The organism is Mesoplasma grammopterae ATCC 49580, assembly GCF_000701525.1.
In the GTDB taxonomy this organism is placed as follows: domain Bacteria; phylum Bacillota_I; class Bacilli_A; order Mycoplasmatales; family Mycoplasmataceae; genus Mesoplasma; species Mesoplasma grammopterae.
The window spans coordinates 76,064-94,139 of sequence record NZ_JNJC01000001.1 but is presented as its reverse complement, the minus strand read 5'-3'; the positions used below and the strand labels follow the sequence as shown (position 1 = coordinate 94,139).

Annotated in this window: 12 protein-coding genes and 10 tRNA genes; all 22 read left to right on the top strand. The window is 28.1% G+C overall.

Translation table 4 applies throughout. From position 1 onward, the window contains the following. Positions 1-341 precede the first annotated feature (341 nt). The 22 genes from potA (at position 342) to T314_RS0100365 (ending at position 18,074) form a co-directional block, all read left to right on the top strand. Entirely contained in the window at positions 342-1,394 is a 1,053-nt protein-coding gene (potA, locus tag T314_RS0100470) for a spermidine/putrescine ABC transporter ATP-binding protein (protein ID WP_029511710.1), read from the top strand. 4 nt (positions 1,395-1,398) lie between these two features. Beyond that, the gene (gene potB / locus T314_RS0100465) at positions 1,399-2,394 is read left to right on the top strand and encodes a spermidine/putrescine ABC transporter permease (RefSeq protein ID WP_011183408.1); all 996 of its coding nucleotides are present in this window, start codon (positions 1,399-1,401) and stop codon (positions 2,392-2,394) included. After that, entirely contained in the window at positions 2,358-5,606 is a 3,249-nt protein-coding gene (gene potCD, locus T314_RS0100460) for a spermidine/putrescine ABC transporter permease/substrate-binding protein (RefSeq protein WP_029511709.1), read from the top strand. The genes potB and potCD overlap by 37 nt, the downstream gene beginning before the upstream one ends. 61 nt (positions 5,607-5,667) lie before the next feature. Beyond that, the gene (locus tag T314_RS0100455; protein WP_029511708.1) at positions 5,668-6,615 is read left to right on the top strand and encodes a Pr6Pr family membrane protein; all 948 of its coding nucleotides are present in this window, start codon (positions 5,668-5,670) and stop codon (positions 6,613-6,615) included. Then, positions 6,605-7,624, top strand: coding sequence for a Pr6Pr family membrane protein (locus T314_RS0100450; RefSeq protein WP_029511707.1), 1,020 nt, complete (start codon positions 6,605-6,607; stop codon positions 7,622-7,624). The genes T314_RS0100455 and T314_RS0100450 overlap by 11 nt, the downstream gene beginning before the upstream one ends. A gap of 102 nt (positions 7,625-7,726) precedes the next feature. Then, positions 7,727-7,801, top strand: a tRNA-Cys gene (locus T314_RS0100445). A 139-nt stretch (positions 7,802-7,940) separates the two neighbouring features. Beyond that, positions 7,941-8,017 (top strand) — tRNA-Arg (locus tag T314_RS0100440). A gap of 47 nt (positions 8,018-8,064) precedes the next feature. Beyond that, positions 8,065-8,141, top strand: a tRNA-Pro gene (locus T314_RS0100435). A gap of 15 nt (positions 8,142-8,156) precedes the next feature. Continuing rightward, positions 8,157-8,232 (top strand) — tRNA-Ala (locus tag T314_RS0100430). Positions 8,233-8,241: 9 nt separating this feature from the next. Then, positions 8,242-8,318, top strand: a tRNA-Met gene (locus T314_RS0100425). 8 nt (positions 8,319-8,326) lie between these two features. Further along, positions 8,327-8,403 (top strand) — tRNA-Ile (locus tag T314_RS0100420). A gap of 38 nt (positions 8,404-8,441) precedes the next feature. Continuing rightward, positions 8,442-8,534, top strand: a tRNA-Ser gene (locus tag T314_RS0100415). 9 nt (positions 8,535-8,543) lie between these two features. Beyond that, positions 8,544-8,619: transfer RNA gene (locus T314_RS0100410), tRNA-Met, on the top strand. Positions 8,620-8,627: 8 nt separating this feature from the next. Beyond that, a tRNA-Asp gene (locus tag T314_RS0100405) sits at positions 8,628-8,704 on the top strand. Positions 8,705-8,706: 2 nt separating this feature from the next. Further along, a tRNA-Phe gene (locus tag T314_RS0100400) sits at positions 8,707-8,782 on the top strand. A gap of 80 nt (positions 8,783-8,862) precedes the next feature. Next, complete coding sequence (locus T314_RS0100395; RefSeq protein ID WP_029511706.1) at positions 8,863-9,558, top strand: hypothetical protein; 696 nt, start codon at positions 8,863-8,865, stop codon at positions 9,556-9,558. A gap of 36 nt (positions 9,559-9,594) precedes the next feature. Beyond that, positions 9,595-12,129, top strand: a complete 2,535-nt coding sequence (locus T314_RS0100390) for a hypothetical protein (protein WP_029511705.1) — start codon at positions 9,595-9,597, stop codon at positions 12,127-12,129. A 100-nt stretch (positions 12,130-12,229) separates the two neighbouring features. Then, positions 12,230-12,976, top strand: a complete 747-nt coding sequence (tpiA, locus tag T314_RS0100385) for a triose-phosphate isomerase (protein WP_029511704.1) — start codon at positions 12,230-12,232, stop codon at positions 12,974-12,976. 3 nt (positions 12,977-12,979) lie between these two features. Further along, entirely contained in the window at positions 12,980-13,801 is an 822-nt protein-coding gene (locus T314_RS0100380) for a Cof-type HAD-IIB family hydrolase (protein ID WP_029511703.1), read from the top strand. Positions 13,802-13,817: 16 nt separating this feature from the next. Then, on the top strand, positions 13,818-15,416 hold the full coding sequence (gene gpmI, locus T314_RS0100375) for a 2,3-bisphosphoglycerate-independent phosphoglycerate mutase (protein ID WP_029511702.1): 1,599 nt from the start codon (positions 13,818-13,820) through the stop codon (positions 15,414-15,416). Positions 15,417-15,504: 88 nt separating this feature from the next. After that, positions 15,505-16,452, top strand: coding sequence for a LacI family DNA-binding transcriptional regulator (locus T314_RS0100370; protein WP_029511701.1), 948 nt, complete (start codon positions 15,505-15,507; stop codon positions 16,450-16,452). A gap of 62 nt (positions 16,453-16,514) precedes the next feature. Next, complete coding sequence (locus T314_RS0100365; RefSeq protein WP_036237388.1) at positions 16,515-18,074, top strand: PTS transporter subunit EIIC; 1,560 nt, start codon at positions 16,515-16,517, stop codon at positions 18,072-18,074. Positions 18,075-18,076 lie beyond the last annotated feature (2 nt).

Below are 18,076 nucleotides of genomic sequence, written 5' to 3'. Positions count from 1 at the left end.
TAATGAAGCTCTTTTAGCTTCATTTTTTAATACTTTAAATGCAAATATTTTCACCATTTTTTTAATAATTAATATAAAATTTATTTAGTTGTTTTAAAAGGAGGTAAGCTATGAATTTATTACAATTTAGAGAAATTTCAAATTCACAACAATATCTAATTCTTGAATGATTAGATGTTGCATTTAGCCATACCCAAATTTTTGAAACTATTTTAGAAACTGAAAGTCTCTCCCTTAAGTAGGAAGTCTTATTAATAACGACTTCTATTTTGTCATATAATGACATGTTTTTTTGAGTTTAAACTCAACAATCATATATGAAGAAAAATGAGGAGACCAAAATGGAAAATAACATCTTAGAGTTACGTAATGTGACTAAAGACTATGATGGTAAAGTTGTTTTAAAAGGTATAGATTTAAATATCAAAGAAGGGGAATTTATTACTCTTTTAGGACCTTCAGGTTGTGGTAAAACAACAACTTTAAGAATCGTAGCAGGTTTTGAAAAACCAAATAGTGGACAAATTATGTTCGAAGGCAAAGACTTATTGCCAATTCCAATTAACAAAAGACAATTTAATACAATTTTTCAATCTTATGCACTATTTCCACATTTAAATGTATTTGATAACATTGCGTTTGGTTTGAGAACTAAAAAAACTAAAAAAGATATTTTACAACGTGAAGTCTTAAAACAATTAAGACAAGTTGGATTAGAAGGTTTTGAAGATAGAAATATCAATGATCTTTCTGGTGGTCAAAAACAACGTGTAGCAATTGCAAGAGCTCTAGTTATGAAACCAAAAGTTTTATTATTAGATGAACCATTAGCAGCACTTGATGTACAGTTAAGACAACATATGCGTGAAGAATTAAAAAGATTACAAAGAGAAATAGGTATTACATTTTTAATGGTATCTCATGATCAAGAAGAAGCTTTAAGTATTAGTGATCGTGTTGTTGTTATGAACGAAGGTTCAATACAACAAATTGGTACACCTGAAGATATTTATAATGAACCAGAAAATTTATGAGTAGCAAAATTCATTGGACAATCAAACATTATTGAAGATGGAATGTTTATTGAAGATAATAAAGTTCAAATAGATGGAAAAACATTTGTTTGTGATGATACTAACTTCGGTGAAAATGAAAAGTCAATTGACATAGTAATTAGACCAGAAGATATTGAAATTAAAAAAACAAATACAGGATTTTTTAATGGAACAGTTATGCACACAACTTTTAAAGGAGTGCACTGAGAATTATTGGTTGAAACAACTAAAAAAAGAATTTGAAAAATACACACAACTCAAGCATTTAAAGTAGATGATAAAGTGTCTATTAAATGAAATGATGAAGCTATTCATGTAATGTGAAAAGAAGTAGAATAGTTTAATGAGTAAAAAAGAAAAACAAATTTCAAATACTTTTGATCAAGAACAATTAGACACAGCAATTGATAATCAAATTGCTCGTGAAAATAAAGTAAAAGTTCGTCAAAAGATTAAAGAAATTAATAAAGTTTTAGGTAAAACTAAATTATTTAACTTTACCAAAGGTAAGGTTTGACCAATATTATTACCATTTTTTATAGTAATGACTCTATTGGTTATTATTCCTATCATTTCAATTGTTGTGTATTCTATAGTTCAACCAAGTGGTGACTTAAAAATGTTTGAGATAAGTTTAGAAAAATTTATCAGATTATTTAAAAACGGAAATATTATGATGTCAATGGGATTAACAATCGCTTATGCATTTATTGCTTCAGTGATGTGTATTCTTTTAGGATACCCTATTGCATTAATTATGTCTGAAATGAAATCAAAAATATTGGCTAAAAATATGTGATTATTAGTTACAATGCCAATGTGAATTTCAATGTTATTAAAAGTTCTAGGGTTAAGAAGTTTATTTTTAATCATGGCACCAAGTGCTTTAGGAACACAAATAGCAATTATTATTGGAATGACATATATGTTTATTCCTTTTGCAATAACTCCAATTTATGATTCTTTAGATTCAAGAAGAAGAGATATCGAAGAAGCAGCTATGGACTTAGGGTGTTCAAAGTATAAAACATTTTGAGGTGTTACTTTAAGATCATCAATGCCTGGAGTTATTACAGCTATTACTTTAGTATTATTACAAGCTGCAACATCACTTATTGTTGTGCAATACATGGGTAATGGAAAAATCAATTTAATTACATCAATTATTGAGTCATATTTCTTTAAAGGAAGTGACTTTGGATTTGGAGCTGCGATAAGTGTAGTATTGGCAGCAATGGTATTCTTATTAATGATGGTCTCAAAATTCTTTACAAATAAATTTGAGAAGAAAGGAGCAAAAGCATGAAAAGATTCGTCAGATCAACTTACTTTGCTTTAATCCTTTTAGTAATATATGTCCCTATTGGAATAATGGTATTATTCTCTTTCAATAGTGGTTCATCAGTTTCAAACTGAATGGGTTTTAGTACAAGATGATACGAAGAGTTTTTTAAAAACTCACCTTTTATTAAATCAATTATTACTTCACTTTTTGTTGCTGTAGTTTCAACAATGATTAGTGTTGTAATCGGAGTTATGGCTGCTATTGGACTTAGCAGATTAACAAAAAGAAAACAAAGCAAATGAATGTCAATTGCAAACATTCCATTAATTAATGCTGACATTATTACAGCTGTTGCTTTAATGGTAGTATTTTTGATATGTGGATTAAAATTTGGTATTTTAACTTTAATTATGGCCCACGTTTCATTTAACGTTCCGTATGTTTTAATTACAGTTATGCCAAGACTTAGAAAAGTAGATAAATCAATAGTTGAAGCTAGTTATGATTTAGGTGCTAAAACAAGTACTGTTATATTTAAAATTATTTTACCTATTTTAAAACCAGCAATTATTATTGCAACCATCATAGCATTTGCAATGAGTTTTGATGACTTCATCATTTCATATTTTACAGGTGGAGCTCAAACAAACGTTGCGTCATTTATTTATTCAGCAAAAAGAATTAAACCTTATATTTTTGCATTTGGAACAATAATGGTAGGAATCATTGCAGCAGGTGTAATTATTTGAAACGCTTTCTTATTTGCTCAAGATAAAAAAGAAACAACAAAATTACAAATTAAAAATGGTACATACAAAACTAAAGAAATATATAAATTAGAAAAAGAAATTCAAATGTTAAAAGATTCATTGAATACTGGAACAAAAAGAAAAATCTCTTTCAAGTTATCAATATGATTTAAGTTTTACGTATTAAAATTTAAACTTAAAATAGCTAATTCAAAAAACTATGATAAAAAAATAGCAAAATTAGAATGAAAAAGATATAAATTGCAAAATACAATTAACCGTGAAAAAAGATATGGTGCTAGATTGAAAAAAGCAATCGCAAAACAAAAACAACTTGAAAAACAATTAACTAAAACAACAGATATTAAGAAAGCTGCTAAGATTTCTATTCAGTTAGAAAAAATAGAAGAAAAAGTAACATTCCTTGCTGAAGAAGTTGCATGATTAAATGAACAAGAAAAAGAAGCAAAAGAAAAAGCTGCTTCAATTAACAAAAAAATTAAACAACTTAAAAAAGAATTTAAAGCAGAAATTGCACCTTCAAAAAGTACTATTAATTGATATAACAAAAAAATTAAATACTATGAAGAATGAAAAATTGAAGTTGAAGAAGGAAAAAATAACTTCAAACTTAGAATGATTGTTGAAAAATTAAAAGACATTAAACAAATTAATGAAAGCAAAATTAATGATTTAGCAAGCAGATTAGATTTAGTTGCAACACAAGCTTTTAGAAAAGTAAGTGTAACTAGCAAAATAAATAACAAAATTTCAAACAATCCAAATGATAAAGAATTAATTAATTTAAAAAATGAAGCTTTTGTAAAATTTGAAACAAAACAAAATAATTTAATAAAAGCAAAAGATGAAAAAGTAACACATATTAAGTTAGCAATAGCAAAACAAAAAGAAAAATACTTCCCAACAAATATTGATGAAGCAAACTTTACAAAAGGTTTCTTTGCTAGAAGTTGAAAAGTACTTTTAGTGTCACTTTTATTCTTAGTATCATTTACAGGATTAACTGTGGCATTTGTTATGAATAATATTTACGATTTAGTTATTGGTAACTGAGGAGAATATATTGATCCATCTTTAATTAAAGAATTTGAAAAAGAATACAATGTTAAAGTTAACTATCAAGAATATGATTCAAATGAAACACTTTACAATAAACTTTACACATTTAACTATGACTTAATGGTGCCTAGTGATTATATGGTACAAAAACTAGCTGAAGAAGGTAAGTTAGAACCTTTAGATTATTCAAGAATTAATGCATGATCTGAAGGATTTGGCGATTTTAAAGAAGGAATTAATAAAGGTAAAAAACCTTCAGAAGAATTTACAACAAAAACTCAATCAGAAGAAGAAGCTGAAGAAGGTGAAACATTACAAATAAGTGATGAGCTTTTAGATATTATGTATAAATCTAAAGTTGATTACACTGAACCAGAAGAATATGAAGAAACTAGTTTAGGTACACAATCAATTATTGATTATGCTATACCTTATTTATGAGGAGATTTAGTTATTGCTGTTAACCCAAATTCAATGGGAACAAGCAGAACAAGTTCAAATCCAGATGCAGCTAATATAAAATGATTATTAGAGACTCATCCAGAAACTTTATTAAGAAAATTAAAATCAAATGAGGAATCATTATGAGAAATAGTTGGTGATAATAAAGAATATAATAAAGATTATGACTATGCAATGAATAACTCTGAACTTTCATGAAGAATTTTATGAGATGCAGCAGCAGCTGGTAAAGAAGTTGTTTTAAATGAAGATCCTAAAAACGTTTATGCAATGGCAGGACAAATATTGTATGGTACTGGTAATTTAACTAAACAAAGTCAAATTGATGCAGCTACAAGAGAACTAGCAACATTATTAAGCTATAAAAAAGTTGGATTACAAGGTGATTCATTAATTCAAAGTGCAGCTGAAGGAAGATTTGACTTTGCTGTTATGTATAATGGAGACTTATCATATGCTAACGTTGTTTATAATGGTGAAGATACTTTAGAAACAGATGAAGATGATGATACATATTCAATTCAACCTAAAGCTGATGAAGATGAAAATAAAGTTTACTTCTTATATGGTAGACCTAACGCTGAAGTTGAAGGTGTAAATGGTGAAAAACCAACTGAAGAGGGTGCACCAACTCATCAAACAACAAACATATATTCAGATAATATGGTTATGTCTAAAGATTCTACACACAAAGATATCGCTTATGACTTTATTAACTTCTTTATAGCACATGCTGAAGATATATCAGAATCAACAGGTACACCAACTGGTTTTGTTGAAACATTGCATTCAGCAACAGCAGCACCAGAAGATGGTGAAGAAGGAACATACTATAGATATGCAGATATGTTTAAACCTATTATTTTACAAAAAGGATCAGGTTACAATGATACATGATTACAACCATTCTTTAATAATGAATTAGATCCAAAATTAATTGATGCATATAATACATTACGTGCAGGTAAAAATTAATATTTAAATTAGTATATAATCTTTTAAAAGGTTATATACTTTTTATTTGAAAGGAAGCAATATGTTTTTTACTTTAAAAAAAGAAAAGCTTATAGCTTGATATAAAAACTATACATTGAGAGACTGAAGATTTTGATATAAAACTTTATTCGCAGTATTAATGACTTTTATTATACTATTCAGTTACATTCAATTATTTGTTAATATGTCATCTGTAGTTAAACAAATAAATAATTTAAACCTAAGCTCAGATATAGCTAGTGATAAATTAAAAGAAGTTTTAGATAATTTAAATTTATCTAAAACTATACAAGAAAGATTAATTTTTTATAAAACATCTGCTGGATTACTTCATGCAGGTTATCAGCCATTTGAACAATTTATTCAAATGTCTTCATTCTTTACACTAATAAGCAATTTATTAATCTTAATTTGAATGTATGTTGCATTATTTAAACCTTTAAATGAAGGCAAAAAAGGTATTTTAAATAAAAGAACTTCAATTATATTTGCTGCTTATATAACAGTGACTTTCTTACTTTATAACTTAATTCTAAGAATAACTGTTTCGGAAATTGCTAATAATTTTATGAGTCATTTTGTAAATGAAATGTTCCATACAGTTGCACCAATATTTTTTATAGGTTATGTACTTTTTGGTGTTAAGTGAGAAAAAGGAACAGAATTTAATTTTAAAGAATTAAATACAACTTGAACCTATTGTATTTTAGGGCTTTGTTCATACGGAGCATATGCAATAATTAGAGGTTTATTAAAAGTTGCTGGTGGTACTCCAGGATCAAGCCAACAAGCTTTCCCTTATCCATTCTTACAAGTAACAGAACTTAATGTAAAAATGGGGGCTATTGAGTTACCAGGAATAGTTTTATTTTTAATTTTTATGATAGTAATAGCAAGTATTTGTATTGGATTTACTTCTTTATATAATTTAATAATTATTAAAAATGCAAACAAAGGATCAAAAAAAGGAGCAAACAATGAAAAATAATTATTTTACTTTAAAAAAACAAAGTGTTAATAAATGATTCTCAAATAACTATTCAGTTAGTGATTGAAAATTTTGATTTAAATTATCTTTTGTTATTATTTTATTCGCTGTATTACTTATGAGTTATTTAAAACCAATTATCGATTCAAGTATTTATGTAAAGCAAATAAATGATATTTTAAATAATCCCGAAATAAATATCAAAACAGTTGAAGAGTTGATAACATTTGCTGAAGGAAAAAACTATGATTGATTAATTATTACAAAAGTTGGAGATCAAAATATACCTAATATAATCTCAACAATTAACTTTACAATAATTGATGAAGCTAAAACTTTACATGCAAATTATCAACCTTTTGAAGATATATGATTTAGAACTTCATTCTTTACTTTATTAAGTAATATATTAGTTTTAGTTTGAATGACAACTTCATTTATTAAACCAAAAAATGAAGGTGAAAAAGGATTGATTAGTACTAATGGTGCAATATTAACAGCTACATTTATTACTATAACATTCTTAATTTATCAGTTAAGTTTAAGACCTACTGTAATTGCAACCAGCTTAGGAAATGGTGAATCATTATTACAAGCAATATTCCCAAGTGCAACATCAGTAATTGAAAATGAAGTATTCCATACATTTGGACCAATTGCCTTTGTGTTATATGTTATTTTAGGTATGAACCATGATTCAAAAGAAAATATATCAACTAAGTTTTTACACAAAAATTGAATGCAAGGTATTATCACTTTAATAAGTTATGGTGTATACTCAATTCTTAGAGGATTATTAAAAGAATCAGGTGGAACTTCTCCAACATCAATGTATGCATATCCTTATTTCTTTTTACAAATAACAACTCCTGCTAAAGACGGTTTATTAGGTATACCTGGTGTTGTTTGATTCTTTATGTTCGTAGTTATTATTGCAGGTATCTACATAGGTTTTTCAACTTTATATAGATATTTAATAATTAAAAGAATAGATAAAATGAATAAGTAAACTAATCAGACAGCAATGTCTGATTTTTTTAAAATTATGTAAATGACAACTATTAATTTACATAATAAGATTTTTTTTATATACTTATATAGTACTTAATTTGGCGGCATAGCCAAGTGGCTAAGGCATGGGTCTGCAACACCCTGATCATCGGTTCGAATCCGATTGCCGCCTCCAATAAAATACCAACCATTCAGTGATCTGAATGGTTTTTTTTACAAAATTTAAATTTGTAAAAAATCTATTGTTTTTTTAGTAAAACTTATTTATAATAAAAAAGTCCCTTAAATTTTAAGGTGTACCAATAATAACAAATGCGCCCGTAGATCAATTGGATAGATCGTTTGACTACGGATCAAAAGGTTGGGGGTTCGAGTCCCTCCGGGCGCACCAATTAAATTATTAATGTTATTATTGAAAAAGTAATAACATTGTCGTATCGGGAAGTGGCTCAGCTTGGTAGAGCATTCGGTTTGGGACCGAAGGGTCGCAGGTTCGAATCCTGTCTTCCCGACCATTATATTTTTTTTGTGGGCCCTTAGCTCAGCTGGGAGAGCACCTGCCTTGCACGCAGGGGGTCGTCGGTTCGATCCCGATAGGGTCCACCATTTTTTTACGGCGGGGTAGCTCAGTTGGTTAGAGCGTTCGGTTCATACCCGAAAGGTCGCGAGTTCAAATCTCGCCCCCGCTACCATAATTAAAGGACCTTTAGCTCAGTTGGTTAGAGCATCCGGCTCATAACCGGACGGTCATTGGTTCAAGTCCAATAAGGTCCACCAATAGTTAATAAAGTATGGTTGCAACTTGAATATTACACGGAAGATTACCCAAGTCCGGCTGAAGGGATCGGTCTTGAAAACCGAGAGTCGGGGAAACCCGAGCGGGGGTTCGAATCCCTCATCTTCCGCCATTTTTTTATCGCGGGGTAGAGCAGTTGGTAGCTCGTCGGGCTCATAACCCGAAGGTCGTAGGTTCAAGTCCTGCCCCCGCAACCATTTTTAATGGCCCCATAGCGAAGTTGGTTATCGCGCCTCCCTGTCACGGAGGAGATCACGGGTTCGAGTCCCGTTGGGGTCGCCATCGGTTGTGTAGCTCAGTTGGTAGAGCAGCAGATTGAAGCTCTGCGTGTCGGCGGTTCAATTCCGTCCACAACCACCACTATAAAAATTTAAGCACTTATGTGCTTTTTTTATTTTTTAAAGAGTAAAATTATTATAAATAAAATTGGAGGAAGCAAAATGAATCAATTAAGAATAAAAAAAATAACTCATTTCTTCATCTATTGCTCTTTTTTAGCATACGTTTTGTTTGCCTTTTTAGTGTCTTTTGAAGTTATAAAAACAAGTAACTTTCATGAAACAAATATGATGATTGATAAAATAAATAATGTTTCATCATTTATTTTAATTATTTTATTAGGATCTGAAACAATTAGATTTGTATCAAGAAATGATGAAGATTTAATTAAAAATAAAAATATTAAATTTTTAACAAAGAAAGAGAATATTAAATCAATTTTTAGACTTATGGGTTTGGTTATACCATTCTTAACTATTAAATTTGTAAGATTTATGTTTATTAATAAATTTAATAATTCATTACCTGTTTCAATTCAAATCGTAACTATCATATTTTTAGTAATGAGTATAATATTAATTGGTTTAATAACGTATATAGTTCTAAGTTACATATTTAAAAAGAATTGATTAATTGAAGAAAATGGTGAAATCAATTTTTCATTGTGAATTGAAAAATATGAACCCAGTAATACTGAAAATGATGAATGTGACATAAATATCGAAATAAACTTTATTAATTTAATAAAGCATTTTTTAGCGTATTCAATTCATCAGACTGAAATTATATTTAAAATTTTAAAAACAAAAATAATTAAAACAGACAAAATGAGAAATATGCCACCTTTAAATAACTAATTTTTTATTATTTTAAATAAGAAAGAGGTTAGGACAATGAAAAAGACAATTACTTTACTAGCTGCGGTTAGTGTAGTTGGAGGAACAAGCGCAACAGCTGTGTCTTGTTCTTTTAAGGGTGATAAAAACAAAGGCGGAACAACTGATCCAAAAACCACTGATAAGGAAAGCAGTCAGGTTTTATTAAAGATGGAAGTTCAAAACTATTTAAATGAAAAAGGAACATTTGATAGTAAAGAAAGTGCGATAAAAGATATTCAATCAAAATCTGATTGAAAAACTGAAGGAATAGATTCTTTAACAGGAAGTGTTTATGGAACTGATTCAGTTTCTTCTATCCATATTAAAGGAAAATTAAAAAAAGGTTATATATGACCAAAAACATCAGCAGGTGAGTTTGATGTAACAATTAAAATAAATAATGAAAAAAATGTAGATAAAGTTGCTACTGAACTAAGCAATGTTTATTTTGAAGATGAAAATGAAGCAAAAGAAATTATTAAAACTAAATTTAAATCAATTAGCGGTGTTGATCAAGTTACTGTTTTTCAAGCACAAATGACAAGAAGTCGTTTAAAATATGAAGTTAATTTAACTTATAAATATAATGTTGTAGGACCAGAAAAACAAGAGGTTTTAATCAATTTAAAAAATAATTTAAGCACTGATATTTATGCTGCTAATCAATCAATCAGTAAAGACAATAAAAAATATGAATCAAAACCAGCAGCAACAAAAGTTATTAAGTCAACTTTTGAAAGCATAGAAGGTGTTAAAAGTACTAGTTTAGTTTGAGATCAGTGAGCACCTTATAAATACACTATTTCAATTAAATATGATGACAAAAGTAAAGGGCCAGAAAGTGCTGAAGGAGTGATAGAACTTAAATCAAATTTAGCAGATGCTATTAAAACCGCTCAAAATATTTTTGAATCAAAAGAGTATAAAAGTTCATCTTCAGCAAGAACAACAGTTGAATCTAATTTAAAAATTGAAGGAATAACTAATACAGAATTTTCTTGAATAGATGAATCCTTATTAAAATATAATATTAAATTAAGTTATTCAAATGATTATTTTGGACCAAGTTCAATAAGTGGTACACTTTTAAAATATCAATCAGCAACATTTGAAAAAATTGAAAATCAAATTATTGACATGAGAAAAACTAATACAATATCAGTTGATTTAAAAGGTAATAATTTAGCTAATAAAAAAATATCTGTCAGTTCAGATAATTCATCTGTAACAGCAACTTATGCTAATGAAAAAATTACATTAGTAATTAATAATAATAAAAGTATTAAAAGTGTTATTAAAGTTTGAGATGAAGATGAAAAAGAAGATGGTATTGAATTTACAACTTCAATATTAGCAAAACCTGAAATAGTTACAAAATTAGACCCTGAATATGGTTGATACTTAAATCACGAAACTACTTTAGATATTTTTACAAATGATTTTGATAAAACTAAAGGTGATAGTTTTGAAATAACTTCAAAACTTCAAGGGGTTGAAAACAGTTTTTCTGTTTCAACATATATTGAAACAAGTTTATTGCAAGACTCTCAAAACCAACAAAAATTTATATTGCATTATAAATTTATTAAAGCATTACCTGAAAATGCAAAAGTACAAATAGGTTTAAAATTAAATGATGAAATTGTTTCTATGTTTACATTAATCTCAAAATCTGAAGTTAATATTTCAGATAGTATCAGTTTAGCATTAAATAATATTAAAAATAATTATAATTGAAAAACTGGAAAAGAAAATGATATGCAAGTTAAAGTTGAAAAAGACTTAGCATCAATTAATGGAATTGATCAAGTTTATTTTGAGTGAGATAAAAAAGAGAATTTATCTTACAAAGTATCAATTACTTATAAGCTTGGAAGTACAGGAGAAAAATCTTTTAAAAATAATGGAACATGATATATGCCAGCTGAATTTGAAACATCAAATGATTTAAATTATGATTTAAGAAAACCTTTAAATAATACATATAAAATTTATGGGAAAAATTTAGCAGGTAAATCTTTAGCTATCGAATCAGATAATAATGAAACAAATGTATCAATTGGACAAGAAACAGGCGTTGAAGGAACACTTGAATTTAGAACAGTCACAATTAGTTCAAATTGTATTGATGATACAAAAGCACATATAAAAATTTATCAAATTGATGATACTAATCAAAAAATTGAAATAAATTTAAATATTTTTGCATTACCTTATCAATCACAACCAGGAAAAGATTGACCTTCAACAAGTATATTTTCTCCATATCATTTAAAATATAAAGAAACAGTAACTTTAGAAATTCATGTAAATAACTTGCATCCTGAATTAGGAGACATTTTTATAGGATCTACTGATGACAATAGCAGAGTTAGTGTAACAACAGAATTAAAAGAAGGTACAAATAATATAGTTAAATACAACATGTATGGAAAAGAAATAATTGGTTGAGGTAAATACAATATTATGTATTTCTCAATAAATGGTCAAAACTCAGAAGATGGTGAAAAACGTTACCACAAAATGGGATATGCAAGAGTTTTTGAATAAATTTTTTGATAACAACTTAAATGTTGTTATCTTTTTTATTTCATTGATTTTCTTATTGTTATATAATTAAAAATGTACAAAAAACAAGAGGAGAAATATCATGAGACAAAAAGTAATTTTCGGGAATTGAAAAATGAACGGAACTAATGCTGAACTTGTTACTTTCTTAAAAAAAGTTGACAAAGCAGCTAAAAAATCAAATGTAGTGGCAGGATTAGGATTGCCATTTACATTATTATCAACAGGAATTGAAAAAGCAAAAAATGTTAAAGTTGCTGCACAAAATGTTCACTTTGCTGAAAAAGGAGCATTTACTGGAGAAGTTTCAATTTCAATGTTACAAGAAGTAGGAGTACAATACGTTATTATTGGTCACTCAGAAAGAAGAGAAATGTTTGCTGAAACTGATGAAACAGTTAACAAAAAAGCTACTGCATTATTAGCTGCAGGAATGACACCAATTATTTGTTGTGGTGAAACTTTAGAAACTAAAGAAGCTAAAAAAACTGTTACATTTGTAAACGCACAAATTAAAAAAGCTTATAAAGGAATTAGCGCAGAAGATGCATTAAAAACAATTATTGCTTATGAACCAATCTGAGCTATTGGAACAGGTAAAACTGCAACAAGTGAAGATGCTGAAAAAGTCTGTGAAGCTATTCGTAAAAATTTAACAAAAATTTATGACGAAAAAACTGCACAACAAATTACTATTCAATATGGTGGAAGTGTTAACCCATCAAACATTGCTGAATTAATGTCACAACCAAACATTGATGGAGCACTTGTTGGTGGAGCTTCATTAAAAGCTGATGATTTTGTTGCATTAATCAATTACAAAAAATAATTAATGAATGAAATTAAGCTTTTAGTTTTAGATATGGATGGTACTTCTTATCACAAGATGGGAAATATTATCGAATCTAATATTAAGCCATTACAAGATGCTATCAAAACTGGTACTAAAGTAGCTTTTGTTACTGGAAGACCAGTTTTAGCAAAACCAAATAATTTAAAAGCTCATAATTTGGCCGAAGAGAATGCAATTTTAATTGGATGTAACTCTGGATGTATTTATGATTTAAATACTGAAAGGGTTTTAAAAAGTAGTCCAATTAAATCTGACCAAGCTAAACAATTATTTGAAGAAGTTAAAAATGCAGATACAATTCTATGAGGATATGTTGATGATTTAAATACAGTTATTCTTTCAAGAAAAATTAATGATGTTTATAATGAAGAATGTCATTGAGAAGGAAGATTTTTTGATGGAGAATATCTAATCTATGAAGATGTTAAAGATAATTTCAATTTTAACTTTTTCAAGATTTTAGGATTCAATGGTAATTATGATCTTTATGAAAAATTTGAAAAAGAGTTTAATTTAAATATTGCAACTAATGATGGAAAAATTGCTGAAATCAATGCACCAGGAATTAATAAAAAATTTGCGATTGATTGATTATCAGAATACTTTAATATTCCATTAGAAAACATTGCTGCAATGGGCGATGGTATGAATGATTTACCAATGATCGAACATGCTGGAATTGGAGTAGCTTTGAAAAATTCAGAACCAAGAATTAAAGAAGTTGCTCAAGTGTATATAGATAAAGAAAATACAGAAGGTGCTGTTGCAGAATTTGTTAACAAGTACATTTTAAATAAATAACCAAGGAGAAATAAAAATGAATGTTAAAAAACCTGTTATCTTAGCCATTTTAGATGGTTGAGGAATTGAAGAAGCTGGTGTTGGTAATGCAGTTGTTAATGCTGATCAAAAATTTGTAAAAGAAATGATGGGTATGTATCCATGAGTTAAAGCACATGCTTCAGGTGAATGAGTAGGTTTACCAGAAGGACAAATGGGTAACTCAGAAGTAGGACATATTCATTTAGGTGCTGGAAGAATTAATATGGAATCTTTAGCAAAGCTAAATCATGAAGTCAAAGTTGATGGATTTTTAACAAACGAAGTATTAGTAGATACATTTAAATATGTTAAAGAACACAATAGTGCATTACACTTAATGGGATTATTCTCAGATGGTGGAGTTCACTCTCATATGAATCATATGATTTCAATGTATAAAGCTGCTGTTAAATTTGGTTTAACAAATATTAAATTTGATTTAATTACTGACGGTAGAGATACAGCACCAAAAGTTGCAGAACAATATATCAATCAATTATTACAAGTTATTAAAGATAACAACAACATTGGTGAAATAGCTTCAATTAGTGGAAGATACTTTGCTATGGATCGTGATAAAAGATTTGAAAGAAGTGCAGCAGCATATATAACAATGACTGAAAGAAAAGTTGATCAACCTAAATTTACAGACCCAATTGAATATGTTAAAGCAGCATATGAAAATGGATTAGATGATGAAATGATTGTTCCTGCTTATAATGCAAGTGTTGTTGATTCAGAATTAAAAGCAAATGATGCTATGATCTTTACTAACTTCCGTCCTGATCGTGCTATTCAAATGGCATCAATCATGACAAACAATAATTATCCAGCGTGAAATGATGAAGCATTCAAAGGTGTTGGATTTATTGGAGATAAAATTAGATTTGTTTCAACAATGAAATATGCAGATAGTGTAACTTCACCATTTATAGCATATCCGCCAACTCCATTAACTAATACTTTAGGAGAATATATTTCAAGTTTAGGATTAAAACAATTAAGAATTGCTGAAACTGAAAAAATTGCTCATGTTACTTTCTTCTTTGATGGAGGAAACGATTACTTTAAAAATGGTTTAGCAAAACCTGAAGAAATTTCTTTACCTCATGCAAGTATTGATTTAATTTCATCACCAAAGGTTGCAACTTATGATTTAAAACCAGAAATGTCAGCTGTTGAAATTACAGATAAATTATTAGAAGAAGTAAAAAAAGATGAATTTGATTTAATTATCTTAAACTTTGCTAACTGTGATATGGTTGGACATACAGGAAATAATGATGCAACTGTTAAAGGTGTAAAAGTTTTAGATGAACAATTAAAACGTATTCATGATGAATTTGTTTTAAAACACAATGGTGTAATGGTTATTACAGCTGATCATGGTAATGCAGAAATCATGATTGATGAAACTGGAGGACCTAACAAAAAACACACAACTAGTTTAGTTCCAATAATTGTTACTGATAAATCAATTGAATTAAGTGATTTTGATCCAGCTATAGCTAAAGTTGCACCAACAATTTTAGATATTATGGGATTAGAAATTCCTAAAGAAATGACTCAACCTTCAATGATTATCAAAAAATAATTTATAAAATTTAGAGTACGATTAAGTACTCTTTTTGTTTGTTAAAAGTAATATAATTAATTTATAGAAAACAAATAAAAGGGATTATATGAAAAAAACAAAAATGACTTATCATGATATTGCTAAAAAAGCTGGAGTTGGAATAGGAACTGTTTCTAGATATTTTAATGATTACAATATATCTGAAGAAGCTAAAGCAAAAATCAATAAAGTTTTAAACGAAATTGACTATATCCCCAACTTTGCAGCGTCTAATATTAAAAAGCCTAGTAAAGATGTTTACTTAATATTGCCTTACAATAACGATGAGACAGCTAATATGGAAATTGTTAATGGTGTTAAGAGTTCATTAACAGCTGATAATATTAATTTCTTTATTTTTCTTTCATCATCTGAAAGTGAAATTTATCAAAAAGATTTAAAATATTTAACAATGAGAAACCCGTTTGGAATTGTTTTATTATTACCCAAACATACTTCTAAAGATTTAATACTACAAATTCAAGATATAAAATCAACTAACTTAATTGTTTATAACAGAAATATTGAAGGAGTTAAATCTGTTAACATTGATGATAAAGAAATGTTTAAAGAACTAGCTTTAAAAATTGATACTGATTATAAAAATGAAAAAATTGCATTTATTGGTCTAAACAAAGAAGACATTACAACAGGAAAATATAGATCTGAATCTTTTACAGAAAATATTAAAAACAATAAAGTTCAAAATTACTTATTAAAACAAAATTCTTTTGATGATGTTGAAGAAATTATTCACAAAATAATAAAAGACTATAATCCTAAAATTATAGTAAGCGCAACACATACTATATCAATGTATGTGTATGGGCATTTAATGGAAAATAAAATAAGAAATAATTTCATTACTACTGATATTGGAAGAATGGGAAAAAGTCAATATTTAACTAATTCAGACATAAATATTTTCATTGATTACTTTTTAATTGGATATGAAATTGGGAATAAATTATTAAATAAAGAAAAGAAAATGGAAAATTTCTTCAAAATTATTTAATAGTTTATTTTTTTATATATAATAATAGTGTTGGAAATGTTTCCAATAGAAAGGCAAAGATTATGGGTAAAAAAGAAAAAATACCACAAGTAAAGATTGATTTAAAAGCATGATCAAAAGAACTTGTTGAATATCTTGGTGGTTCTGAAAATATTATTTCAGCAACTCACTGTTTAACAAGACTAAGACTTGTTATTAAAGATGAAAATCTAATTAATAAAGCAAAAGTTGAAACAATGCCAAATGTTAAGGGTACTTTTAAATCTTCTGGTCAATATCAAATTATTATTGGAACAGAAGTTGAAAAATACTTTAAAGAGTTTGTAGCTGTTTCAGGGGTTGAAGCTGTATCTAAGGAAAAAGCTAAAGCCATTGCAAACCAAAATAATGGTGGGTGATTCTTAAAATCACTTAACTTTTTAGGAGAAGTATTTATTCCAATTATTCCTGTTTTAGTAGCAGGTGGGATAATTTTAGGATTTAGAAATATTTTAGAAGCAGATTTTAATGGCTTTATAATTGTTAAATCTGGTCAATTCTGACAAGGACTTAATGACTTCTTATGAATTCCAGCTCAAGTTTGTTTCTGATGACTACCAGTTCATTTATGCTGAAGTATTTTTAGAAAAATGGAAGCTGACCAAGTTATGGGAATTGTTGTTGGATTATGTTTATTAGTTCCACCTTTAATGAACGTTTATGAAGTTTCTGGTGAAGCTTCACAAGATGGTGGATTTAAATGAATCTGACAAATTATGGCAGGTATGGATGATGGAGCCTTTGACTGAGGTTTCATGAAATATCCTTGAAAAATTCAATATACAGCGCAAGTTATTCCTGCGTTTGCTATTGGTATTGTTGGTGCTTATATCAATAAATGAATTAAAAGAACATCACCAGCAGTTGTAAGTCAAATTGTTGTTCCGTTAGTAACAATTTTACCAACATTTACATTAGCTATGTTTGTAATTGGTCCTGCAGGATTTATAGTTGCATCAGTTATCAGTTTTGCTATTTCATGAGCATTTACAAATAACATTGCAAAATACTTCTTCGGATTTATAATTGGTATGGCCTATGCGCCAATTGTATTAACAGGAGTTCACCACTTATTTAACGCAGTGTTTGTACAAGATACAATACAAAATGGAGGAAACTTCTTATTTATTGGAACATGTGCTCAAGCTATTGCTCAAGGAAGTGCTGTTCTTGGTTGAATATTAGTTAACAAAAAAGATCCAAGAGCAAAAGATGTAGGTATCCCATCAGTTGTTTCAGCTTATCTAGGAGTTACTGAACCAGCAATGTATGGTGTTAACTTAAAACATATGTATCCATTTGCAGCAGCTTCAATTGCAACAGGTTTAGGATTAGAATTAGCAGTTATTTCAGGTGTAAGTGCAACAAACTCAGGAAATGGTGCTTGATTAGGAATTTTAAATGTTCAAGTTGAATCAAAAATTGAAGGTGTTAATACTTGAATTGGAACTGGTTATACATGATTTATGATATCAATGATATTAACAGCGGCAGTTTCAATAGGATTAACAATGGTATTCTCAAAAGTTAAATATTTCGAAAAATTCAATATCGAAGTAAAAGCAGCAGAATTACTAAAATAATA